The organism is Prochlorococcus marinus str. MIT 9302 (genome assembly GCF_000759975.1).
Taxonomy (GTDB): domain Bacteria; phylum Cyanobacteriota; class Cyanobacteriia; order PCC-6307; family Cyanobiaceae; genus Prochlorococcus_A; species Prochlorococcus_A marinus_M.
On record NZ_JNAM01000008.1, the window covers coordinates 1 to 20,316 of the forward strand.

30 protein-coding genes are annotated in these 20,316 nt (G+C 29.0%); 20 read left to right on the forward strand and 10 right to left on the reverse strand.

From position 1 onward, the window contains the following. Positions 1-28 precede the first annotated feature (28 nt). Complete coding sequence (locus EU96_RS09785) at positions 29-214, reverse strand: hypothetical protein (RefSeq protein WP_072014680.1); 186 nt, start codon at positions 212-214, stop codon at positions 29-31. A gap of 392 nt (positions 215-606) precedes the next feature. Here EU96_RS09785 and EU96_RS10215 point away from each other — a divergent pair, with 392 nt between their 5' ends. The 4 genes from EU96_RS10215 to EU96_RS10220 all read left to right on the forward strand — a co-directional run bounded on the left by EU96_RS10215 (position 607) and on the right by EU96_RS10220 (position 1,981). Next, on the forward strand, positions 607-783 hold the full coding sequence (locus EU96_RS10215; RefSeq protein WP_193741316.1) for a hypothetical protein: 177 nt from the start codon (positions 607-609) through the stop codon (positions 781-783). Beyond that, the gene (locus tag EU96_RS04875) at positions 783-1,031 is read left to right on the forward strand and encodes a DUF1651 domain-containing protein (protein WP_032526578.1); all 249 of its coding nucleotides are present in this window, start codon (positions 783-785) and stop codon (positions 1,029-1,031) included. The genes EU96_RS10215 and EU96_RS04875 overlap by 1 nt, the downstream gene beginning before the upstream one ends. A gap of 62 nt (positions 1,032-1,093) precedes the next feature. Further along, entirely contained in the window at positions 1,094-1,309 is a 216-nt protein-coding gene (locus EU96_RS04870) for a hypothetical protein (protein WP_032526579.1), read from the forward strand. A gap of 501 nt (positions 1,310-1,810) precedes the next feature. Further along, positions 1,811-1,981, forward strand: coding sequence for a hypothetical protein (locus EU96_RS10220; protein ID WP_193741317.1), 171 nt, complete (start codon positions 1,811-1,813; stop codon positions 1,979-1,981). 23 nt (positions 1,982-2,004) lie between these two features. Here EU96_RS10220 and EU96_RS04865 read toward each other — a convergent pair whose 3' ends face one another. The 3 genes from EU96_RS04865 to EU96_RS04860 form a co-directional block, all read right to left on the reverse strand. Continuing rightward, positions 2,005-2,394: a hypothetical protein gene (locus EU96_RS04865; protein WP_032526580.1), complete on the reverse strand. Its 390-nt coding sequence runs from the start codon at positions 2,392-2,394 to the stop codon at positions 2,005-2,007. Next, positions 2,391-2,543 carry a hypothetical protein gene (locus EU96_RS10225; RefSeq protein WP_193741318.1) on the reverse strand — a complete coding sequence of 51 codons (153 nt, stop codon included), beginning with the start codon at positions 2,541-2,543 and terminating at the stop codon, positions 2,391-2,393. Before EU96_RS10225 ends, EU96_RS04865 begins: the two co-directional genes overlap by 4 nt. Positions 2,544-2,807: 264 nt before the next feature. Then, the gene (locus EU96_RS04860) at positions 2,808-3,173 is read right to left on the reverse strand and encodes a hypothetical protein (RefSeq protein WP_032526581.1); all 366 of its coding nucleotides are present in this window, start codon (positions 3,171-3,173) and stop codon (positions 2,808-2,810) included. Between the two features lie 76 nt (positions 3,174-3,249). Here EU96_RS04860 and EU96_RS10230 point away from each other — a divergent pair, with 76 nt between their 5' ends. Beyond that, positions 3,250-3,402: a hypothetical protein gene (locus EU96_RS10230; RefSeq protein ID WP_193741319.1), complete on the forward strand. Its 153-nt coding sequence runs from the start codon at positions 3,250-3,252 to the stop codon at positions 3,400-3,402. 2 nt (positions 3,403-3,404) lie between these two features. On the opposite strand, the gene EU96_RS10235 is transcribed toward EU96_RS10230, so the two are convergent. Further along, positions 3,405-3,578, reverse strand: coding sequence for a hypothetical protein (locus EU96_RS10235; RefSeq protein WP_193741320.1), 174 nt, complete (start codon positions 3,576-3,578; stop codon positions 3,405-3,407). Positions 3,579-3,740: 162 nt separating this feature from the next. Between EU96_RS10235 and EU96_RS04855 the strand changes: the two genes are divergently transcribed. Next, positions 3,741-3,932: a hypothetical protein gene (locus EU96_RS04855; protein ID WP_032526582.1), complete on the forward strand. Its 192-nt coding sequence runs from the start codon at positions 3,741-3,743 to the stop codon at positions 3,930-3,932. 128 nt (positions 3,933-4,060) lie between these two features. On the opposite strand, the gene EU96_RS10240 is transcribed toward EU96_RS04855, so the two are convergent. After that, positions 4,061-4,228: a hypothetical protein gene (locus EU96_RS10240; protein WP_193741321.1), complete on the reverse strand. Its 168-nt coding sequence runs from the start codon at positions 4,226-4,228 to the stop codon at positions 4,061-4,063. Between the two features lie 202 nt (positions 4,229-4,430). On the opposite strand from EU96_RS10240, the gene EU96_RS10245 reads away from it, so the two are divergent. From EU96_RS10245 to EU96_RS04845, 3 genes are all read left to right on the forward strand, one after another. Further along, positions 4,431-4,601 (forward strand): hypothetical protein, encoded by a 171-nt coding sequence (locus EU96_RS10245; protein WP_193741322.1) that lies wholly within the window; start codon positions 4,431-4,433, stop codon positions 4,599-4,601. 138 nt (positions 4,602-4,739) lie between these two features. Beyond that, positions 4,740-4,886 (forward strand): hypothetical protein, encoded by a 147-nt coding sequence (locus EU96_RS04850; RefSeq protein ID WP_440589343.1) that lies wholly within the window; start codon positions 4,740-4,742, stop codon positions 4,884-4,886. Positions 4,887-5,353: 467 nt separating this feature from the next. Next, on the forward strand, positions 5,354-5,938 hold the full coding sequence (locus EU96_RS04845; RefSeq protein ID WP_032526585.1) for a peroxiredoxin: 585 nt from the start codon (positions 5,354-5,356) through the stop codon (positions 5,936-5,938). 808 nt (positions 5,939-6,746) lie between these two features. Here the strand turns inward: EU96_RS04845 and ftsH are convergent. Then, entirely contained in the window at positions 6,747-8,501 is a 1,755-nt protein-coding gene (gene ftsH, locus EU96_RS04835) for an ATP-dependent zinc metalloprotease FtsH (RefSeq protein WP_032526587.1), read from the reverse strand. A gap of 131 nt (positions 8,502-8,632) precedes the next feature. Here ftsH and rpmF point away from each other — a divergent pair, with 131 nt between their 5' ends. Continuing rightward, entirely contained in the window at positions 8,633-8,803 is a 171-nt protein-coding gene (gene rpmF / locus EU96_RS04830) for a 50S ribosomal protein L32 (RefSeq protein WP_025930363.1), read from the forward strand. 3 nt (positions 8,804-8,806) lie between these two features. Here the strand turns inward: rpmF and EU96_RS04825 are convergent, their stop codons facing one another. Both EU96_RS04825 and EU96_RS04820 read right to left on the reverse strand, forming a co-directional pair. After that, positions 8,807-9,133: a DUF565 domain-containing protein gene (locus EU96_RS04825; protein WP_032526588.1), complete on the reverse strand. Its 327-nt coding sequence runs from the start codon at positions 9,131-9,133 to the stop codon at positions 8,807-8,809. Further along, the gene (locus tag EU96_RS04820) at positions 9,120-9,884 is read right to left on the reverse strand and encodes an HAD-IA family hydrolase (protein ID WP_032526589.1); all 765 of its coding nucleotides are present in this window, start codon (positions 9,882-9,884) and stop codon (positions 9,120-9,122) included. Before EU96_RS04820 ends, EU96_RS04825 begins: the two co-directional genes overlap by 14 nt. A gap of 170 nt (positions 9,885-10,054) precedes the next feature. Here EU96_RS04820 and EU96_RS0109120 point away from each other — a divergent pair, with 170 nt between their 5' ends. The 10 genes from EU96_RS0109120 to fmt all read left to right on the forward strand — a co-directional run bounded on the left by EU96_RS0109120 (position 10,055) and on the right by fmt (position 19,546). Further along, positions 10,055-10,402, forward strand: coding sequence for a YkgJ family cysteine cluster protein (locus EU96_RS0109120; protein ID WP_032526590.1), 348 nt, complete (start codon positions 10,055-10,057; stop codon positions 10,400-10,402). Continuing rightward, positions 10,399-10,725: a TMEM165/GDT1 family protein gene (locus EU96_RS04815; RefSeq protein WP_032526591.1), complete on the forward strand. Its 327-nt coding sequence runs from the start codon at positions 10,399-10,401 to the stop codon at positions 10,723-10,725. Before EU96_RS0109120 ends, EU96_RS04815 begins: the two co-directional genes overlap by 4 nt. Then, complete coding sequence (locus tag EU96_RS09790) at positions 10,726-11,037, forward strand: TMEM165/GDT1 family protein (protein ID WP_072014691.1); 312 nt, start codon at positions 10,726-10,728, stop codon at positions 11,035-11,037. It abuts the gene before it with no gap. Between the two features lie 74 nt (positions 11,038-11,111). Then, complete coding sequence (locus tag EU96_RS04810; RefSeq protein ID WP_032526593.1) at positions 11,112-13,334, forward strand: RNB domain-containing ribonuclease; 2,223 nt, start codon at positions 11,112-11,114, stop codon at positions 13,332-13,334. 62 nt (positions 13,335-13,396) lie between these two features. Continuing rightward, entirely contained in the window at positions 13,397-13,840 is a 444-nt protein-coding gene (locus tag EU96_RS04805; protein WP_032526594.1) for a hypothetical protein, read from the forward strand. A gap of 68 nt (positions 13,841-13,908) precedes the next feature. Next, positions 13,909-14,493, forward strand: a complete 585-nt coding sequence (locus tag EU96_RS04800; RefSeq protein WP_032526595.1) for a DUF2996 domain-containing protein — start codon at positions 13,909-13,911, stop codon at positions 14,491-14,493. 85 nt (positions 14,494-14,578) lie between these two features. Beyond that, on the forward strand, positions 14,579-15,751 hold the full coding sequence (gene acsF, locus EU96_RS04795) for a magnesium-protoporphyrin IX monomethyl ester (oxidative) cyclase (protein WP_032526597.1): 1,173 nt from the start codon (positions 14,579-14,581) through the stop codon (positions 15,749-15,751). A 31-nt stretch (positions 15,752-15,782) separates the two neighbouring features. Next, entirely contained in the window at positions 15,783-17,207 is a 1,425-nt protein-coding gene (locus tag EU96_RS04790; RefSeq protein WP_032526598.1) for a TldD/PmbA family protein, read from the forward strand. 3 nt (positions 17,208-17,210) lie between these two features. Then, positions 17,211-18,563, forward strand: coding sequence for a TldD/PmbA family protein (locus EU96_RS04785; RefSeq protein ID WP_032526599.1), 1,353 nt, complete (start codon positions 17,211-17,213; stop codon positions 18,561-18,563). Further along, the gene (gene fmt / locus EU96_RS0109130) at positions 18,560-19,546 is read left to right on the forward strand and encodes a methionyl-tRNA formyltransferase (RefSeq protein WP_032526600.1); all 987 of its coding nucleotides are present in this window, start codon (positions 18,560-18,562) and stop codon (positions 19,544-19,546) included. The genes EU96_RS04785 and fmt overlap by 4 nt, the downstream gene beginning before the upstream one ends. Here the strand turns inward: fmt and EU96_RS0109135 are convergent. Further along, positions 19,543-20,253 carry a TerC family protein gene (locus EU96_RS0109135; RefSeq protein WP_032526601.1) on the reverse strand — a complete coding sequence of 237 codons (711 nt, stop codon included), beginning with the start codon at positions 20,251-20,253 and terminating at the stop codon, positions 19,543-19,545. The two genes, fmt and EU96_RS0109135, sit on opposite strands and share 4 nt — an antisense overlap. Positions 20,254-20,316: the final 63 nt, after the last annotated feature.

Genomic DNA, 20,316 nt, shown 5'->3' on the forward strand with positions numbered 1-20,316 from the left:
GATCTTTTTAAATTCATAATTAATTACCTCAAAATTTTTGTTGGATTCTGGTTACAGAATTTGGATGGTCATGTATAAAAGAATTAAATTCTCTAGCAAGCATCAGGCAGTCATATGCATCGCGAGCATAGAAACCTATTTGATGTGTACTGTTTGATGAATCTTTGTAACTTAGTAAATATTTTTTACAAGATCTGATTGATGTTGAAGACATTTGAACCCATGGCTGCTACTACTAAGTTCTAACTAGACTAAGTAACCAACCGACTAAAAAAGATGTACGGTTTGAGGTACAGACATATACGGATAAAGGATCAACAATTGGATTTCAATATGGATAAAATGTTTAAGACTGATCGAGAGAAATCGAGATAAAATATTATTTACAAGTCAATCGTATGTCTCAAGCTAGACCTACCATGCCACTAGATTTAGGTTTGTCTATAAATACAAATCTAGCTTAGTTTTTAATTTTAAAAGAACTGATACAAAAGATAAAAGGAGCACACTTTTAAAACTAATCTGGAAAGGTAAGGATTTAATAGAAAAGTCTTTTATTACTGTTTTCGAAGACATCAAAGATTATGAAATTGACTATGAAGAGTAATGAATAATTTAATTAATCCTATAGCACTTGGAAAAGTTTTAAAGAAGTACAATTCAACTCCACAAAATAAACAGCAAGTAATATCCTTGTCTAAAAGGAAAAAAGCAACATGGTCAGCCATTCATAGACTTGCAAGAAAACTAGAATTTAAGCAGTCAATAATTGATCAGCAGTAATGGAAAAATTTATTTTGATAAATAAAGATAGATCAAGAATAAAAGTATTTGAACCATTTGAAGATGTTTCCAAGCCATCTCCTTCTATTGATGCAATGATGATTAGTTATGCTTGCGTTTACAAGAGATCAAGTAAACCAGTAATAAAAGGAAGCAGAGTAGAAACTATAGAAGCTGCAAGAAAAGAATATAAACAGTTATTAGAAGAAGGTTGGAAGAAAACTAGTATTTATAGAAATTATTTTTAATTTGATAAACATTTGCATAATTTCTTACAACTGGTAATTTTAGTGGAGTTGAATAAGTTCAAATGCAAGATCAAAGAATTGAAAAGATAGCAGCTATTGCAGTAAACACAACTAAGGTGCTGGTAATAATTTATCTAGGCTTCGTAGAAGTATTTAAAATTGGTAAATTACTTAGAGAGAAGTTAGATGCTGAATTTGATATTTCTCGAAAATGGGCTTCACAAGCTTATTCAATTCTAAAAAAACGACATACGGAACGAAAAGTAGCGGGAGTTTAAGAATTTTTGCTATAAATTAATTTTGCCAAAATTGTTCTTGAGAAAACTGGCTACCCAACAACTCCAGAATTTATTCATGGAGCTATAAAGACATTTCTGTTTTCGTGGATTGGAACTCTTGAGCAGATTAAACGTGGGGGATAATTACATCATCTCCTAGCTATCAAGTTTAGTTTTTAATTTTGCTGCCTTATGTAATAGTCCAACTGCTTCTTTTCTTCCAGTAGCAAAGCCATTCATTGAGTAACGTTTAATACTTTATCTTCGATAAATAAAAGAATAGTCTAGAATATTAATTATCAATAAAAAACTCAAATTAATAATTTTTCTAGAAAGAAATATCAAAATTTAATGGTTAAGAATTTTCAAAAATATCCGTGTAATATAAAGCTTTTTTTTAAAAGTTCTACATTTGGGATTGCTTAATTTTCCTTCTAGAAAATAAAAAAAATCCTCGTATTAATTTTAAATTATCTATTATTTAGTAATTATTAATACACAATGAAATCTCTCCTTGAAAGAAAAAGATCCAAAGCGATATTTGGAATTGGGATAGTTGCTATAAGTATTGGTGTAATATCAAAAAAAGTAATTAGTTATCCAGCGTCAGGATGCATGAAAGGGTCTCAAGAATTGACTTATAAGAAGGGAATAAACAACTACTTAATCTAATTAATAATCTTCATAATTGATCATTAGTTCTTATATCCAGTCAATTTGGATAGTTCTTTTAGTGTTAGCACACCTAAAATTAGGTTTCCATTTATTTCCCATGAAGGAAACCCTTGAATTTTTTTATCAATGCATAATTGAGTTTGACTGTTTTTGCCATCTTTTGCGCATTCAACCACATTAAGTTCCTTATAAGCTTGCTTACCAAAAAGTTCACTTTGATAAAGGCAATTAGGGCACCAATATGCTGAATATTTAACTACACCATTATCTTTAAGGTACTTTGCAAACTCAATAGATTCCTTAGTGCTTTCTGAAGTAACTATAAGTTCTTTTTGATTATGTAAATGGGAGCAATGAACTGCATTTGGTAAAGCAAGAACAGCAAATAGTGGGATTAATAAGCGTTTCATTTATTTACTACTTTTCCTCCATACTTCCTAACTATTTTATCAAGTAAAATACGAATATCTTTATTTTTTAGTTTCTCCATTTGCTGCAGATATTCAAGAAGATCATATATTTGATCCTGTGTGTCTTCATTTAATTCAGTAGCTGTCATTAAGATAAATGGGTTTAATCTTCCAATTTTAGATCGATAATAAAAATGTTTATTGTATTAATACTTTTTTGCTATTTTTTTAATGCGGACTAAGGTTCATTTCTCCACGAGGATTTAGTCCGCTGAAATATAAAGATTAAATTAATTTTAGGATCCCTTTTTTAGCAATTGTTTAGACATAGTTTCATAAATATTTATTATTGTTTAATTGCTACATCATATAGAAAAGCTATTTAACATAAACGCTATTAAGTGTGACACCTCTTATTCCAAAATATTGTTATTTTGCTTCATAACTTTCTTGAAATACTTAAACTCAATAAATTCATGCATCATTTTTATATTATCGGAGAATATTTTTTTATTAACTTTATAATCATCACTATTACCTGGGTATTTATTGTTTTTAGAAAATGATTTTTGTTCAAAGGAATAATTGATGAAATTTTGTTTATCACTATTATCAGGATGAAAAGAGTCGCTTAAAACTCCTCTAGACCTTAAAGCTTCTTCAACCAATAAACCTGTAACTTTTGACTGACTAAATTCATTTGCTAAGCACAATTTATCTATAATTTCGTGAATTTCTTCACTTGGCAAAAACCCAATTCTTTTCCTCTGCGAGGGCATAATAATAAATTCGAAGTGTCACACTTGCACATTACAAGTGTTGCACTATATTTAATTTAAGTCAACCAATTTTGTTATGCATATATTAATATTGCCAGCCGGATTTATTCTATGGTACTTAGCTTATGAAGCTAAACCTACTATTAATGATGAAGTAACACTTCATTGGGAAGAGAAAAACACAAATAAAAGAAATAAACTTTTAAATATAATTAACGAAAGCTTTTAAAACTAACTGCTAACAAATTTTGACCATTCCTTGTGCTTAGAATCTAGATCTGAGATTAACTGTTTTTGATAAGTATATTTGAGTTGATTTTCGTTAAGAGACTTTTTTGTGATAATCATCTCTTTAGAGAAAAAATCAGGAGTGTTAGAACTACCAATTTCTTTTTTGATATCCATTAAAAAATTAAATCTATTAATTTATATAGGAGTTAACAGCCTTATGTCTTAATTTTTTTATATTCTTTTTATGTTTCCTTAATATATCTTTTTTGACATGATTGTAAAAATTATTAAATTATTAAATAAAAAGGCTATATTAAAAAAAATACATTCTTTGGTATGAATCTTAAGGAGAGAGGGATAACTATTGGAGATTTACTAATCACATTAATAATAATCCTCACTACTACAATAGTAGTTAAATCATTGAATAAGGATAAGGAAACGACACTTAACCCTCGTAATCAAGAGGAATTTTCTTATAACAAAACCTTATCACCAAAAATTTATTTAAAAAACTTATCTGTTTAATATGAATTAATTTTTTTTTAGTTTTTATTGATAATTTGTAATTTATTTATTTAACTAGTCCTTAATCTCTTATTTAAATTTCAAATATTAATATCTATCCACCATATAGTTTATGTACTTTAAAAATTTCAATGAAATGATTTAGAACTTTCCCATCTTAAATTATCTTTTAAATCATTGATATCATTAGATAGAGGAACTAAATTAACCATTTGGAGCATTTGAGTTTTATTTAGCCTATCAATAGCTATAAGTTTATTAAGCATTTCTAGAACAGATTTATCATTGATATTCATTATTTATAATTCAAAAAACTTTAATGTTTTAATGAAATAAGTCTATCTTAGAATTTAAAAATTACGCCTAAAATTTCTAATATATTTGTTGCTACATATAAAAAAACATTTATAAATACTTCAAATAAAAATTTAACTATTAAGTTAAAATAATAAGCTCACTTTCTTATAAATTCGTTTATTGTAAAAAAAAAAAAAAAAAATGAAAAAAGACTCTAGGAAAGAATTTCTTAATAGAGATGAAGTAAATCAGATGATTGAATCAGCTATTAGAAGACACAATAGAAGATCAACAATAATTTCAAGTGTACTTGGCTGGATCTTAATAGGAGGTTATTCATTTGGACTTTTTCAAGCAGTACAAAACGTCTAATCAAGGTCTCCAGTTAATTAGGCTAGGCTAGATGATAGATTAATACTAAATTTAGTATTAATTATGAGGGAATATATAGAGGCAAATTTAACAGTTATTAGAAAATACTTAAGAAAACGAAAAAAGGTAATATCAAAATTGAACAATGCATCGATAATGGAAGAATTCAAAGAATGGAGCAAGGATCCAATACCGGAAACAGAATCAATATGGACTTTACCTGACTTAACGAGCAATGAAAGATTAAGAAATTTTTGTCGCTCAATCAAAAAAGAAATAAGATAATTTATCAACTACCTAGTTGAATATGATTTAACTTTAAGTAGAAATAACCCGCAAATCCAACTATATTCAACACTATAACGAAAATCCAAGCTCCTATTGGTTGCTTAGAATCGAACTTTTTAATTTTCATTTTATTCTTTAGCCTTTCAATATAATTAGCCATAATTAAAAATCACTTAAAAGAATAATTTAAATTATTATAAAGAGTTGAATTTAAATGAATCTTAAATAAAAAAAATTTACTTTAATTTAATTTTTATTATCTAGCCTATTAATGGGATATTTGATTAACTCCTTTTTGAGATTTTTTAAAAGTTTATTATGGTTCAAAATTGTAAATTTCCTTGTAAAGGAATAATGCCATTTCATTGAATTAAAAAAAACTTGCTAATTTATTATTAATAAAATTATAATACTTATTACGGTCATTTAGACCTTACATAATTCAAATAAGGACAAATTATTCCATGAGCTTAAGAGTTGGCCAAGAAGCACCAGATTTTAGTGCTACAGCAGTATATGATCAAGAGTTTAAGGAGATTACACTTTCAGGTCTAAGAGGTAAGTGGGTTGTTTTATTCTTTTACCCATTAGACTTTACATTTGTATGTCCAACCGAGATCACTGCATTTAGTGATAGATATCAAGATTTCTCATCACTTAATACGGAAATACTCGGTGTATCAGTGGATAGCAAACACTGTCATTTGGCTTGGATACAAACTCCGAGAAATGAGGGAGGAATAGGCGATATTAACTATCCATTAGTTTCTGATTTAAAAAGAGAAATTTGCCAATCATACAATGTTCTAAATGATGATGGAGAGGCAGATAGAGGTTTATTTCTTATCAATCCCGAAGGAATAGTTATGCATACGACTGTTAACAAAGCCCCTGTAGGCAGAAATGTTGATGAGACACTAAGAATACTTCAAGGCTATCAATACGTTGCCGCAAATCCAGATGAAGTATGTCCAGCAAACTGGACCCCCGGTGAGAAAACAATGTTAGAAGACCCCAAAGGTAGTAAAGAATATTTTTCTGCGCTATAGAAGGATTTGTAACTTTTACGTAAGTATTGAGTAATAAATAATTATAAAAAAATAAAAAATAAAAATATTCAGAATTGGGATCATATCCCTTTTTTGAGGTATATTAACAATCCAATCGCTTAAATTAGTTTTATACGATAGAAAAGACCACATAAAAAAAGATATTTCAATAGCAAATAAGATAAAAACATTAATTATATTTATGTCATTCAAACCAAAATATCTATAAATATGAAACTGATCATCAATATTAATATTATTAATTTGTATATACCAAATGCAAAAAGAACTCAAAATAAAATTTACTAATATTAATTTTTTAAATAAAAGTCTAGATTTCTTGAAAATTAATAAAATAGCAATTAAAAGCATGAAAAAAGATAACTGAGAAATATCAGGTTGTTTTAATTTAATTCCCTGCAGAAATAAATTAGATACAAGATCAAAATTTATATATAAATAATCAGCTATTAAGTAAGAAAGAAATAACAAATTTATTGCTACTAAGAATAATAAAGCTTTTCCTTTAATTATTATTTTACTATAAATTTTATTCTTATTAAATTTATAGTTTGTATAGTTATTTAATGAGTTTAAACATATCAAAGATGGGCATATAGTGCCGCTCAAATAGTAAAGAATCGAATAAAAAGAAATATTATTAATACTGAATAAATATAAATTAAACCATTGTTTTTGAACAAAAGGAATAATAAGCAAGAATGAAAGTGTAATTATTAACCTTGTTGAGTTGTTTTTAATTATCAAGATAAATATTTTATTTATGATTTAATTTAAAACAATCAAATCAAACTTTCAACAATTTAGATGTTGTTAATTTAAATTCTTGTTTATCAATAGTTTCTTGATTTAAAAGTATTTCAACTAATTTATCTAGTAAGAATCTATTTTTTTTTAATATTTTTATTGAATTATTTAATGAAATTTTAGAAATCTTTATGATTTCATTATCTATTCTAGAACTAGTATTTTCAGCTATGAGAGGCTTTCTTCTAAATAATCCATCTCCCAAAAACATTTTATTATTATCAGAATCCATTGAAATTGGACCAATAATTGAGAATCCATATTTCGTAACCATTTCCCTTACAATATTTGTTGAATAAGAGATATCATTTATTGAGCATTGTGTGATTTCACTTTCACCAAAAACTATAGTTTCTGCTGCTCTTCCAGCTAAAGCAATTTCAATTTTTGAAAATAATAATTTTTTTGAGATCAAGCCACTAGAAATTACATCTTCGTCAGGGCATATCTTTGTATATCCTCCTAGAGATCCAGATCTAGGTAGAATTGTAATTTTATCAACTGATTCAATTCCATTTCTCACAGCAGATACAATTGCTCTACCTACTTCATTATAAGCAATAATTTTCTTCATATTTGGAGAAGATATTAATGAACTTCTAAGGCCGATGGTGATTTTATCAAGAGCATTTTCTATATGAAGATCACTGATTAGTTTAGATTCATCTCTTGCACAGTGAATAGCACTCTCATTCATCAAATTTGCAAGATCTGCCCCTGAAAATCCAACTGTTCTAGAAGCCCAATAGCCTAAGTCAACTTCGCTTGAAAGTGGTTTTGAAAGTGAGTGAACTGAAAGAATTTTTTTTCTTCCATCTAAATCTGGAAGCATTACTTCTATTTTTCTATCAAATCTTCCTGGTCTTAATAATGCTGCATCCAAAATATCTGGTCTATTTGTTGCTGCTAAAACAATAATCCCAGAATTATCAGCAAAACCATCTAATTCAGTTAGAAGCTGATTAAGGGTTTGTTCTCTTTCATCATTTCCACCTCCGATCCCAGATCCTCTTTGCCTACCAATAGAATCAATTTCATCAATAAAAATTATACAAGGAGATTTTTCCTTAGCCTTAGAGAATAGATCCCGAACTCGGCTTGCACCAACACCAACAAAAAGTTCTACAAACTCTGATGCAGCTATTGAAAGAAAAGGGACTCCTGATTCACCGGCAATTGCTTTAGCCAATAATGTTTTACCTGTTCCTGGAGGACCAATTAAAAGAACTCCTTTAGGAACTTTTGCTCCTAGATTTTCAAATTTCTTTGGTTCTTTCAAAAAAGTTATTACCTCTTTTAATTCCTCAGCGGCTTCAGGAACACCAGCTACATCATCGAATCTCGTATCTACATCATCAATTGTTATAAATTTAGCCTGATTTTTGCTAAAACCAAAGGCTCTTGAAGCTAGTTTTGATGTACTCCTCAAGATTAAAACTATAGCTAATATAAAAATCAGGAAAAGACTAATTGAAGCAAACGAATTAGCTGCTGAAGCTTCTTTTCTACTATTGTTGATAGTAAGTTCTACTTTATTTTCAGTAGCCTTTTCAAGGATTAATTGATCGTTATAAAGTATAGGTATTTTAACTTTATCACCATTTTTATACAGGACATCAATTTCTCTCTGCCTAGGATAGAAAAATATTGATTCTATGTTTCCCGACTCTATATCTTCTAGAAGATCCGAATAACTTGATTTAGAATTTGAATATGAGAATTTTGATCTAAACACTAATCTTTAAAAGTGATTAATAAAGCATATATGCTTATTTATAAAATTGAGGTATATAAACAAAATATACTCAAAAGTTTGGGAGATAACCACTTAAAGGTTATATTATTATAAGGAAATAAAGAAACAGAATGGCTGTACCAAAGAAGAAAAAATCAAAAAGCAAAAGGAATCATAGGCATGCTGTCTGGAAAGGAAAAGCAGCATTAGCAGCTCAGAAAGCTATATCATTAGGTAAATCAGTTTTAACTGGGAAAGCTCAAGGATTTGTTTATCCTATTGAAGAAGAAGAAGAAGAATAGGTTTTAAGATCCTAGCTTAAATGCTTCAAGTATAACTGCATAGATTGCACCAATTCTTAATTTATCAACTACGGACCAAAGATCATAATATATTGAACTTGAGGAGGGCTTAATTCTTATAATAATTTCAATAAACACAATAATTATTGGAACCATAATTAATTCATTTTTACCTTCGGATATAAATTTAGTAATAAAATTTGCAAACAAAAAATAACCTGTCAAAACAGAAATTAGACCAATAGATTTTGACCTCCAAGTATCACTGAGAAAACCAAATAATACATTATTTAATTGATAGGTAATCCTTGAAAACTTAGTTTTTTGCATTGCTAACAGTCTTTAAATAATCACTTAGGAAGCTATGGTCAATATATGGTGTTTTAAGTTTAGGACCTTTAATTACATTTGCCACATTGTTCTCATCACCTAGACTGTCTAAAATACAATCTAATTTAATATTTTCCTCAAGAACTATTGGGATATTAGAAGGAACAAAAATTGTAGGCAGGTTAGCTGCTAAGGCAGATATCAATCCTGGATTCGAGTCTTCAAAAACTATTGAGTTATTTTTTTTAATGCCACTTAATTTAACTGCCTTTAAGTAAGGTAATGGATTTGGTTTCTTTAATTCAACGTCCTCACTTGAAATAATGAACTCAAATGGATTGAAACCATTAAATAAATATCTAATGAGTAAATCAACTTGCTTTCTAGAACTTGAAGTAACAATAAATTGCCTTATTTTTTTGCTATGTAATTCATTTATTAATCTAAAAACTCCAGTTTTAAAGTTAACGCAATTTTTTTTTATAATTTCTAAATAGTGAAACTGTTTCTTTTCATGGATTTTGATAATTAAATCATCTGATAAATCATCATCGTTTGATTTAGAATAGTAGGCAATTCTATTTTTGCCTCCGTTAATTCTCAAAAGCTGGATGTATTTATTAGTTTCCCAATTCCAATTTAAACCAAAGTCCTTAAAAGCTAGATTAAAAGCAGGTAAATGAGCTTCTAATTCTGTATTTGCGATAGTACCATCTAAATCCCAATAAACACCTTCGAGATTAGTATTCACAAAGGAGATTATTTATTTCTAAAAAATACTAGAGCAATTATTGCTGGTCCTGATAGAGCAACTACGCCTAATACAATAAGATTTGCCATAATAATGAATATGTTTTGTGATACTATTTTTACAAATAAATGAAAGAACTGTACTGATACGTTACAAGATTGAATTAAATTATGAAATCATGGACATGTATAGAAAATTGTGGAGCTTGTTGTAAATTCGACTTGAACGAAAGAAGCGACTTGGCTGACAAACTTAACAAAGAAGATATTGCTTTGATAAATTCAATGACTGCTAAAGACGGATGGTGTAAAAATTTGGACAGAGAAAATAAAAAATGCTTAATTTACGAAACTAGACCCCACTTTTGCAGGGTGAATCAATTCTCAATTGCATTTAAAGGATATTTGAATTCTGGTGATAAATTCCTTATAGATTGTTGCAAACAACATATTTCATCAAATTATGGATATAAAAGTAAAGAAATGAAGAATTTTAATATCGCAGTTTCAGGAAAATGAATAGTAAATCAGATAAAAAAGATAACAATATCGAAAAAAGTTTCTTATCGATATTCATAACAACTTTTTCAACAATATTTATTGCAGAACTTGGCGATAAAACCCAGATAGCCACACTAATGCTTTCTGCTGAATCTGGTAGGCCAATAATTGTTTTTATTGGAAGTTCTCTTGCTTTGATTAGCTCTAGTGTAGTTGGAGTCCTAATTGGAAAATGGTTATCAAAAAAAATATCTCCAAGCAAATTTGCTTTATTTACAGGAGCTTTAATGGTAATTATTAGTGTATTTTTAGCCTATGATACTTTCAAAATTTATATATAAATGGTTTTAAGTTTATTACTCTCAACATTTATAACCGTTTTCATAGCTGAATTAGGCGACAAAACCCAACTAGCTACTTTAACCATAAGCGGCACTTCAAATAAACCATTAGCAGTTTTTTTAGGATCCTCTTCTGCGCTTGTCTTTGCAAGCTTAATAGGAGCTTTGACAGGAGGTACTATTTCAAGTTTTTTACCCGAAGTAGTTCTTAAATCAATAGCCTCAATAACATTTTTTATTATTGGGATCAAACTTTTTATAAACTCATTTACTATCGACAAGGAAGAAAAAGAAGACAACGAAAAAAATTAGTTTTAAGCTTGGATAATAAGGTGTAATAATGGAGTATGTACAACCTAATTAATTTATAATTTTTTTTCTATTCCATGTTTACAACATCTTCAATAATTGATAATCTTAATAATTCAGAAGGCTTAGAATATAAAAAACTATGCAGATCATTAAAGATAACAAAGAAATCTGATAAGGATAAATTAGATATCGCATTAACAGCGCTAGAAAAGCTTGAAATAATAAATAAAAATTCAGACAATGAATATACCTGCACAAAAGATAGCAATCATATTGTTGCCAAGATAAGGTGTAGCAGCAAAGGTTATTGCTTTGCCGTAAGGGAAAAAAACAAAGAAGATATTTATATTAAAGAAAATCTACTTAATTTTGCATGGAATGGAGATAAAGTTTTTGTAAGGATCATAAAAGAGGGCTACAGAAGAAGATCTCCGGAGGGAATAGTTGATTGTATTCTTGAACGATCAAATCAAATACTTCTTTCTAAAGTTGAAACAATTAACAATGATATATATGCCATTCCTATAGATGATAGGATTCTTTCTAAAATAAAACTTCCAAAGGAGGATAAGAAATACACCTACAATCCAGAGAATAAGAATGTAGTAAAAGTTGAGATTGATAGATTTCCTATAGGCCAAGAAGAAGGAATAGGCCACGTTATACAAGAACTAAAACTAAATAATGATGAGGAATTAGATACAGATTTTGTTTTATCAAAAAGCAATATCGTAAAGCTAGGTAATAAAAATCTAATTGAATCTAAGAAGATAGAAAAAAGGGAAAGAATAGACTTATCTGATAAAAACTCTTATTTGTTCAAAAGTTGGAATTCCGATAGTTCTCCAATGCTCCCAATGATTCAAATAGAAAAAGCGGGGAAAAGTAGTACTAAATTATGGATACATACAAATAATCTTGCAGAAAGAGTAGAACTAAACAGTAAAAAATCCTTAGAAACATTCATTAATGGCTTTGAATCATTACCCTTGTTAAATAATTGGCAAAACTACCTTAGTGAAGCCCTAAGAAATGCTTCTGAATTTAACTTAGGTGAAAAGAATGAAGCAATAAGCCTCTGCTTGCATTTAAATAGTGATAATGAAATAACTGAATGGTCATTTCATCTTACTTTAGTAAGATGCTCTCTTATTGTTGGAAGCGATCATACCGAAGCTCTTCTATCAAGAAAAAGTAAAACTAGAATTACCTCACGATTATTAAAACCCATAAAGGAATATATTGAGGATTTAGATGAAATACTGGAAATTTCCACATCATTCAGACAAAGACATCTCTTGGAAGGTAAAGTCGAAATTCCTGCACCACTTAATAAAATTGAATCATTAGATGAATTTTTTATTCACAACCCAGCTGAATATTCAAAAGGATACTTTGAACCCTTAATAAAAGAAGATTGTCAAACATATCTTTCCCCAATATTACATGAAGCGAATTTAATATGGTTCAAACATTCAAATCAATGCGGTTTAAAAAGTGCAGGCTACTACTTAAAGGGGTTAGATTACATTAATGCAAATGAAATAATAAAATATTCAGAATTTATAGATACTAATATGGAGTTAAATGAAGATGGTAATTTATCTTTTAGCCAAGTAATTAAGTTATGCGCAGATGATAATAAAAAAAGAATCTTACATAAACTTTTAATTAATGAATTTAAGGAAAATGAAGTAAGCCTGATTTCTAAAAATGAAGATCATGATGAATCAGAAAAACTATTTATTTCTCCATGGACAATGCCTGGCTATGAATTCACTAATCTTTTAAACCAGTACACTATTTTTAATATGATAATTAATGGGAAGAAATCAAGAAAAAATAATGCTAATGAAATAAATATAGTTGAGAGTAATTCATTGAAGTTAGTAAATTGGGATATATTTAATTCATCAATTTCAAAGAATATAGATTCATTATTTAACAAGTTTGTAATAGATAAAGTAAATGAATATAAGTATAAAGTAAATCAATATAAATCTAATATGATAAGTATAAAAAAAGTTAGAAAGGCCGAAAATTTATTAGGTAATATTTATAGTGGGTTGATCTTGTCAGTGCAAAGTTATGGTTTTTTTGTTGAAATATCAGAAATAAATGTGGAAGGTCTAGTTCACGTTAGTACTCTTAATAATGATTGGTATGAATATAGATCAAAACAAAATTTATTGATTGGTAGGAAATCTAAGAAAGCATATAAAATTGGAGATAAAATAGAGGTTCAAATTATAAAAGTCGATATTCTTAAATATCAAATTGATCTAGAATTATCATAAATAAATCTTCAAAAAAATATAATGGGAACAATAATCAAAAATAATATATATTACTTTTTAGAATGATTTTTAAGAGAAAAATTTTATTATTAACTATTTTTTTAATAATAATCTTTCAAACATTACTATATACAAATAACAATCAGAAGAGTTCATTTCGATTCTTTCAATGGACTGTCCAAGAAACAAGTATAGGTAAGTTAATCAATATTTCATTTTTTTCTGGTTTATTTATAAGCACATTATTAAATACTACGGTTTCTAGTTTTAAAAAAAATAATTTCAAAAATATAGAAGAAAATCATGAACCTTTAAATCTTGAAGAAGATAGCGAATCTAATATTGAGATACCTCCACAAAGGGATATCAGAGATGCTCAACCAACAATATCTGTTAATTACAGAGTAGTAAAAAATACGGAAGAAAATTATATGAAAAGAGATCAAAATTATTCAAATAGTTCCAATAACAATGATGATTGGGACAATGATGACAATGATTGGTAGAAAACTAAATAAGTTAATTTATAAAAATTGTCTTTTTTATTTATAATGAGGTATCGTTAGTATTTTTTATGGAAGAAAACTTAGAACTAAACAATAAAATATCAGACAATGTTAATGAAGCCAATTCATCGGAAATAAATGTATCAAAATCAGAAAAAATAAATAATCAAGAAAAAGAAATCAATATAAATGAAAATAGCAATAACTCAAAAAATAGTCTTGTTCCTAAAGTTGATAGAAAAGAGGACAATGATTCACCAGTTAAAACTATTCCCAAGCAAATAAAAGAACCCCCTATAGAAAAAAAGCCATTCCAAGAATTTATAAATATTCATTTGATTCCTGCTTTAATTGAAGAAATCAATCAAAGAGGATTAGAAATAAATAATATTAATCTCAAAAACACCAACAGACCAATTGCTGGAGATAAATGTTGGGTAATAAATTGTGAAATTAAGCAAACTTGTAATTTTTGGTTATCTTTTGAGAAGGAGGATATAACCTCATTAAAAAGTATTTCTTTATCTAAACCAAATCAAAAACCCAGTATTATTGAATCATTTCTAATTGACGAAAAAAGGATAACTCTAAAATTAATCATTTCAAGAGTACTGCAGAGACTAAATGGGCAAAAACTAATAGGAGTAAATTGATGATAAAAAAGAATGACACCTAGTTAACTTTTCCCTCGAAAATACAAATCATAGTAAATAATAGTAATAATAAATAAAAGAAAAGATGTCTCAATCAATTATTGAATCTAAAAATAAAAAAGAAGCAAATAAAGGAAAAATTCCAGCAAAGGAAACAATTTTGTCTCCAAGGTTCTATACAACAGACTTTGAGGCAATGGAAAATATGGATTTATCAATAAATGAGGAGGAATTGGAAGCTATATGTGAGGAATTTAGGAAAGACTACAATAGGCATCATTTTGTTAGGAATAGTGAATTTGAAGGAGCTGCAGAAAAACTAGATCCTGAGACAAGAGAACTTTTTGTTGATTTTCTAGAGGGAAGTTGTACTTCAGAATTTTCAGGTTTTTTACTTTATAAGGAGTTAAGCAGGAGAATTAAAGACAAAAACCCTCTTCTTGCAGAATGTTTTGCTCATATGGCCAGAGATGAAGCTAGACATGCAGGTTTCTTGAATAAATCAATGAGTGACTTTGGATTACAGTTAGATTTAGGCTTCCTAACAGCCAATAAAGATTACACTTATTTTCCACCAAGAAGTATTTTTTACGCTACTTATTTATCTGAAAAAATAGGTTATTGGAGATACATCGCAATTTATAGACATCTTGAAAAGAATCCAGATAGCAAAATTTTTCCACTATTTAATTACTTTGAAAATTGGTGTCAAGACGAAAATAGACATGGTGATTTCTTTGACGCATTAATGAAAGCACAACCTCGTACTGTTAAATCTTTAAGTCAAAAAATTACTATTGGGGGCTCTACCTTTACTCATCCGCTATTTGATTATTTTCATAGATTCAGATACTTTTTGAACAATCTTCCATTAACATCTAAATTATGGTCAAGGTTTTTTCTACTGGCTGTATTTGCAACCATGTATGCTAGAGATCTGGGAATCAAAAAAGATTTCTACAGTTCTTTAGGGTTAAATGCTAGAGATTACGACCAGTTTGTTATTAATAAAACAAATGAAACTTCTGCTAGAATTTTCCCTGTTGTATTAGACGTATACCATGAATCTTTTTATGGAAGACTAGATAAAATAGTTGAAAATAATAAGTTCCTTTCTGATATTGCTAACAGTGATGGAAATAAAGTATCTAAAACTTTAAAGAAATTACCTACCTATTTATCAAACGGTTACCAGCTATTAAGACTATACTTATTAAAACCTCTAGATAGCAAAGATTTTCAACCTGCGATTAGATAATCTTTTATACAGAGCAAATTTCTATACTCATATGCTTTCTTCACAAATTAAATCTAATGAAATCGAATTTGGTAGTTGCAATAAAGATTTATTAGAAGAAATTATTGTCTATGGGATGGGACTCGGCGCTGAGTTTGTAGAAATTTTTATAGAAAATACCGATACCGCAAGTGTACTTGCTGAAGAGGATCACATTACAAGTGTAAGTCCATCATTTGGAAGAGGAGCTGGGATTAGAATCTTCAAAGACAAAAGGGACGGATTTGTAAGTACTAATGATTTAACAAAACATGGCCTTATGAGATCAGTATCTCAAGCTATTGAGATGTTAGATATAACTGACAAAAAAAATAGAGAAGTATTTAACGGTCTAAATAAATTTAGGGATTATAGTTTATCCAAGAGAACATGGATTGATGAAGTTCCATCAATTCATGAGATAAGTGAAAAGCTATTAGTCAGCACAAAGTCTCTTAAAAAAAATAACAAAATAATAACTAGAAAAGGAAGTTACTCTAGAAATCTTCAAGAAGTAATCATAGCCTCCAGCGATGGAACCTATACATCCGATATTAGGTTGCATCAAACAGTTGGTCTTAACGTAATTGCTAGTGATGCCCAATATAGATCTAGTGGGAGTAGAAGATTTGGATCATCAGGAATGCCTAATGAATTTAGACTCTGGGATCATGAAAAAGCAGCAAATGAAGTTTTTGAAAGTTCAATGAATATGTTGTATGCGGATTATGTTGAGGCTGGACAAATGCCTGTTGTATTAGCTAATAAATTTGGTGGCGTTATATTTCATGAAGCCTGTGGACATTTGCTTGAAACTACACAAATAGAGAGAGGGACAACACCTTTTGAGAATAAATTGAATGAAAAAATTGCTCATGAATCAGTCACAGCAATAGATGAAGGCATATCAGAAGGATCCTTTGGCTCATTATCAGTAGATGATGAAGGTATGGAACCGGAGAAATCAATCCTTATAAAAGATGGTATTTTAAAAAAATTCATATCCGACAGAGCAGGTGAATTACGAACTGGCCATAAAAGAACAGGGAGTGGAAGAAGGCAAAATTATTCATTTGCAGCAGCTTCAAGAATGCGAAATACTTATATAGCTAAAGGTGAGTACTCCAAAGAAGATTTAATAAATAGTATTAGTGATGGTCTTTACTGCAAATCTATGGGTGGAGGCAGTGTAGGTGCTACAGGACAATTTAATTTTGCAGTAGAAGAAGGATATCTAATTAAAAATGGAAAATTAACTAACCCAGTAAAGGGAGCTACTTTGATTGGAGAGGCTAAAGAAGTTATGCCAAAAATATCAATGTGCGGGAATGACCTTGAATTAGCGCCTGGATTCTGTGGCTCCATTAGTGGAAGTGTAAACGTAACTGTTGGCCAACCTCATATTAAGGTTGATTCAATAACTGTTGGTGGTAGATAGGATATGAATTCAAGAGAAATTACAACTCAAATCTCCAAAGCTGCAGATTTACTAAATCTTAAAAAATGGGATTATGGTGCAAGCTTTTCTAATGATTATTCTGTACAAGTAGATAAAGGCGAAGCTAAACAACTTAAGGCATCACAAAAGCAAATTTTAACTTTAAGAGTTTGGAATGAATCTAATCTAGTTGGTATTACTACAACAAGTGATATCAGTGAATCTGGTATTAAAAAGGCTCTAAATCAAGCAAATATTGCTTCTGATTTTGGCAACAAGAATGAAAGGACAGAATTCTCACCACTAGCCAATGATCCTATTAAAGTTAAGGATTTAAAAAAAAGAAATCCTGTTGGAATTAAAAAATTACTTACTCTTTTAAGAGAAGCGGAAGTAAAACTACTAGAAAGTCATGAATCCATCAAATCTGTTCCATATAATGGTTTATCTGAGAGTTTTTATGAGAGAGTTTATGCAAATAGTGATGGTGCCTTTCGAAGTTATACCAAAAGTCAAGCTGCACTCTATTTATATGCAAGAGCTGAAGAAAAAGATAGGAAACCTCGTAGCTCAGGTTCAGTAAAACTTGGATATGGAGTTGATGATTTAGATATAGAGTCGTGTATTAAAGACGCTTCGAATAAAACAATTTCTCATTTAAATTATTCATCTATTAAAACTGATAAATATTTAATATGTTTTTCTCCAGAGTCTTTTTTAACGATCATTAATGCCTTTAGCTCAATTTTTAATGCTAGAAGCATTTTAGATGGAGTGAGTTTATCTAATAAAAATTCTATTGGAGAAAAGCTATCTACAGAAGCACTTAATATTTATGATGATGGTCTTCACGAAAAGAATATTTCTTCATCACCATTTGATGGAGAAGGAACCCCTACGAAAAGATTATGTTTAATTAACAAAGGTAGAATTGAAAATTTTATACATTCTGAATCAACTGCAAGAATATTTAAAACAACTCCTACTGGCCATGCTGGACTAGGATCAAAAGTCTCTGTATCTACTGATTGGATAGTAGTTGAGAAATCAGAGGAAAACCTTGATCTCAAAACATCATTAGATCACTCTACTTATGATGGAGAATTTGTTTATATTGAAGAATTAAATGCAATCCATGCAGGTGTCAGAGCAAGTCAAGGTTCATTCTCTCTTCCATTTGATGGATGGCTATATAAAAACGGTACAAAAATCTCAATAGAATCTGCAACTGTTGCAGGGGATATCAAATATCTTTTAAAAAATATAGTAAATATTGAATTAAACCAGGAGGTAACAACAAGTGGGGTTTCTCCACATATATGGGTAGATGAATTATCAATAACTGGTGACGCGTGAGAATTATATTCTGGGGGACACCTGAATATTCCCTTGCGAGCCTTGATATTTTTATTAAATCTAAGCACGAGGTAATTGCAGTAGTTAGCCAACCCGATAAGAAAAGATCTAGGGGAAATAAATTAATATCTTCACCTGTTAAAAGCTTTGCCGAGCAAGAATCTATAAAAATTTATACTCCAGAAAAAATTAGAGAAAATATACATTTTATAAATGAACTTAAATCACTATCTTGTGATTTATTTATTGTTATAGCTTATGGAAAAATTTTACCCAAAGAGATTTTAGAAATCCCAAAATTAGGTTGTTGGAACGCACATGCTTCATTACTTCCAAGATGGCGTGGTGCTGCCCCAATACAATGGTCCCTAATGAAAGGCGATGAATATACTGGAGTAGGAATTATGAAAATGAATGAAGGACTAGATACTGGCGACATTTTGTTGGAAGAAAAAATTAAAATCGATAATAATGATAATTTAAAAACACTAACGGAAAAACTTAGTATTTTATCTGCAAAATTATTTTTAAATGCTACATGTTTACTCGAAGAAAATATTAATAAAAATACTAATTCTCAATTAGCAAAACAAAATACCCTTGGAAGAGAAATTACTTACGCAAGAATGATTGAAAAATCAGACTATAAATTGGATTGGGGTAATGAGGCAATTAAAATTTCTCAAAAAATAAAAGCATTATACCCACGAGCAAATACAATATTTAGAGGTATGAACCTGAAAATAATTAAAATTAAAGTTTTGAGCAGTGAAGAAATTAATAATGAAAAATACTATTTGATGAGCAATTATTCAAAACCAGGTATTATTCTTGCTGTTATAGAAAATGAAGGAATAATAATTTCAACTAAAACTGATCCGATTATTTTGTTAGAAGCAAAACTTGAAGGCAAAAACATATCTAGCAAAAAGCAATTAATACAACAGTTAAAGCCCTCAGTAGGTGAATATCTCTCAGATTAAGTTTTAGATTCTTTTTTAGATAAGCCCCAAAAGAAAGCAAAAAGAATCAAAATATAAAAATAATAGTCTGGAAGAATAGATTCTTTAATTAACGTATTTAGTAAAAGTTTAATCCCAACAATTAAAATTGCTACATAACCCGCTGTTTCTAGTCTAGAAAATATATCCAGAAGTTTTAGAAAAATCCCTGATGTAAATCTTAAGGCTAATACCCCAATTAATGCTCCAAATATTATTAATATGTACTGATCGCTAATAGCTACTGCAGTAGTAATACTGTCTATAGAAAATGCAAAATCAGTAATTGCAAGAAGTGCTACAACCCTTAAGAACCTAAAATTATTTTTATTATCATCTGTGCCATTTTCTGCGTTTTCTATTTCAGAATTCAAAAAAACATTAGCGAAGAATAAATATATTAAATAAAAACCAGCAAAAACCCTAATAAAAATAAACTTGAGAAGAAAATTAGATAGTATAATAAGAATAATTCTAAATAATAAAGATATTGTTATCCCAATATTTAAGGCTCTTGACCTTAATTCCGAACTGTTGAGAGATTTAGTAAGAGAAGCTAGTGCGACAGCATTATCAGCTGATAATAATAATTCTAGTGCAATTAATATTGGTAAAAGTGTAAATATTTCGTACCAACTGTCTACCTGATCTAGTGTTGGTATAAAAGAATTTATTGCGGCTGAATCCATCAAATATTATTCACAAACAGTATAAAATCTAATATAATATGTCGGATATTCGTAATCAAGATT

Coding starts and splice junctions, on each gene's coding strand:
- EU96_RS09785 (WP_072014680.1), bottom strand. CDS start 214: ATGTCTTCAACATCAATCAGATCTTGTAAAAAATATTTACTAAGTTAC.
- EU96_RS10215 (WP_193741316.1), top strand. CDS start 607: ATGAATAATTTAATTAATCCTATAGCACTTGGAAAAGTTTTAAAGAAG.
- EU96_RS04875 (WP_032526578.1), top strand. CDS start 783: ATGGAAAAATTTATTTTGATAAATAAAGATAGATCAAGAATAAAAGTA.
- EU96_RS04870 (WP_032526579.1), top strand. CDS start 1,094: ATGCAAGATCAAAGAATTGAAAAGATAGCAGCTATTGCAGTAAACACA.
- EU96_RS10220 (WP_193741317.1), top strand. CDS start 1,811: ATGAAATCTCTCCTTGAAAGAAAAAGATCCAAAGCGATATTTGGAATT.
- EU96_RS04865 (WP_032526580.1), bottom strand. CDS start 2,394: ATGAAACGCTTATTAATCCCACTATTTGCTGTTCTTGCTTTACCAAAT.
- EU96_RS10225 (WP_193741318.1), bottom strand. CDS start 2,543: ATGACAGCTACTGAATTAAATGAAGACACACAGGATCAAATATATGAT.
- EU96_RS04860 (WP_032526581.1), bottom strand. CDS start 3,173: ATGCCCTCGCAGAGGAAAAGAATTGGGTTTTTGCCAAGTGAAGAAATT.
- EU96_RS10230 (WP_193741319.1), top strand. CDS start 3,250: ATGCATATATTAATATTGCCAGCCGGATTTATTCTATGGTACTTAGCT.
- EU96_RS10235 (WP_193741320.1), bottom strand. CDS start 3,578: ATGGATATCAAAAAAGAAATTGGTAGTTCTAACACTCCTGATTTTTTC.
- EU96_RS04855 (WP_032526582.1), top strand. CDS start 3,741: ATGAATCTTAAGGAGAGAGGGATAACTATTGGAGATTTACTAATCACA.
- EU96_RS10240 (WP_193741321.1), bottom strand. CDS start 4,228: ATGAATATCAATGATAAATCTGTTCTAGAAATGCTTAATAAACTTATA.
- EU96_RS10245 (WP_193741322.1), top strand. CDS start 4,431: ATGAAAAAAGACTCTAGGAAAGAATTTCTTAATAGAGATGAAGTAAAT.
- EU96_RS04845 (WP_032526585.1), top strand. CDS start 5,354: ATGAGCTTAAGAGTTGGCCAAGAAGCACCAGATTTTAGTGCTACAGCA.
- rpmF (WP_025930363.1), top strand. CDS start 8,633: ATGGCTGTACCAAAGAAGAAAAAATCAAAAAGCAAAAGGAATCATAGG.
- EU96_RS04825 (WP_032526588.1), bottom strand. CDS start 9,133: ATGCAAAAAACTAAGTTTTCAAGGATTACCTATCAATTAAATAATGTA.
- EU96_RS0109120 (WP_032526590.1), top strand. CDS start 10,055: ATGAAATCATGGACATGTATAGAAAATTGTGGAGCTTGTTGTAAATTC.
- EU96_RS04815 (WP_032526591.1), top strand. CDS start 10,399: ATGAATAGTAAATCAGATAAAAAAGATAACAATATCGAAAAAAGTTTC.
- EU96_RS09790 (WP_072014691.1), top strand. CDS start 10,726: ATGGTTTTAAGTTTATTACTCTCAACATTTATAACCGTTTTCATAGCT.
- EU96_RS04810 (WP_032526593.1), top strand. CDS start 11,112: ATGTTTACAACATCTTCAATAATTGATAATCTTAATAATTCAGAAGGC.
- EU96_RS04805 (WP_032526594.1), top strand. CDS start 13,397: ATGATTTTTAAGAGAAAAATTTTATTATTAACTATTTTTTTAATAATA.
- EU96_RS04800 (WP_032526595.1), top strand. CDS start 13,909: ATGGAAGAAAACTTAGAACTAAACAATAAAATATCAGACAATGTTAAT.
- acsF (WP_032526597.1), top strand. CDS start 14,579: ATGTCTCAATCAATTATTGAATCTAAAAATAAAAAAGAAGCAAATAAA.
- EU96_RS04790 (WP_032526598.1), top strand. CDS start 15,783: ATGCTTTCTTCACAAATTAAATCTAATGAAATCGAATTTGGTAGTTGC.
- EU96_RS04785 (WP_032526599.1), top strand. CDS start 17,211: ATGAATTCAAGAGAAATTACAACTCAAATCTCCAAAGCTGCAGATTTA.
- EU96_RS0109135 (WP_032526601.1), bottom strand. CDS start 20,253: ATGGATTCAGCCGCAATAAATTCTTTTATACCAACACTAGATCAGGTA.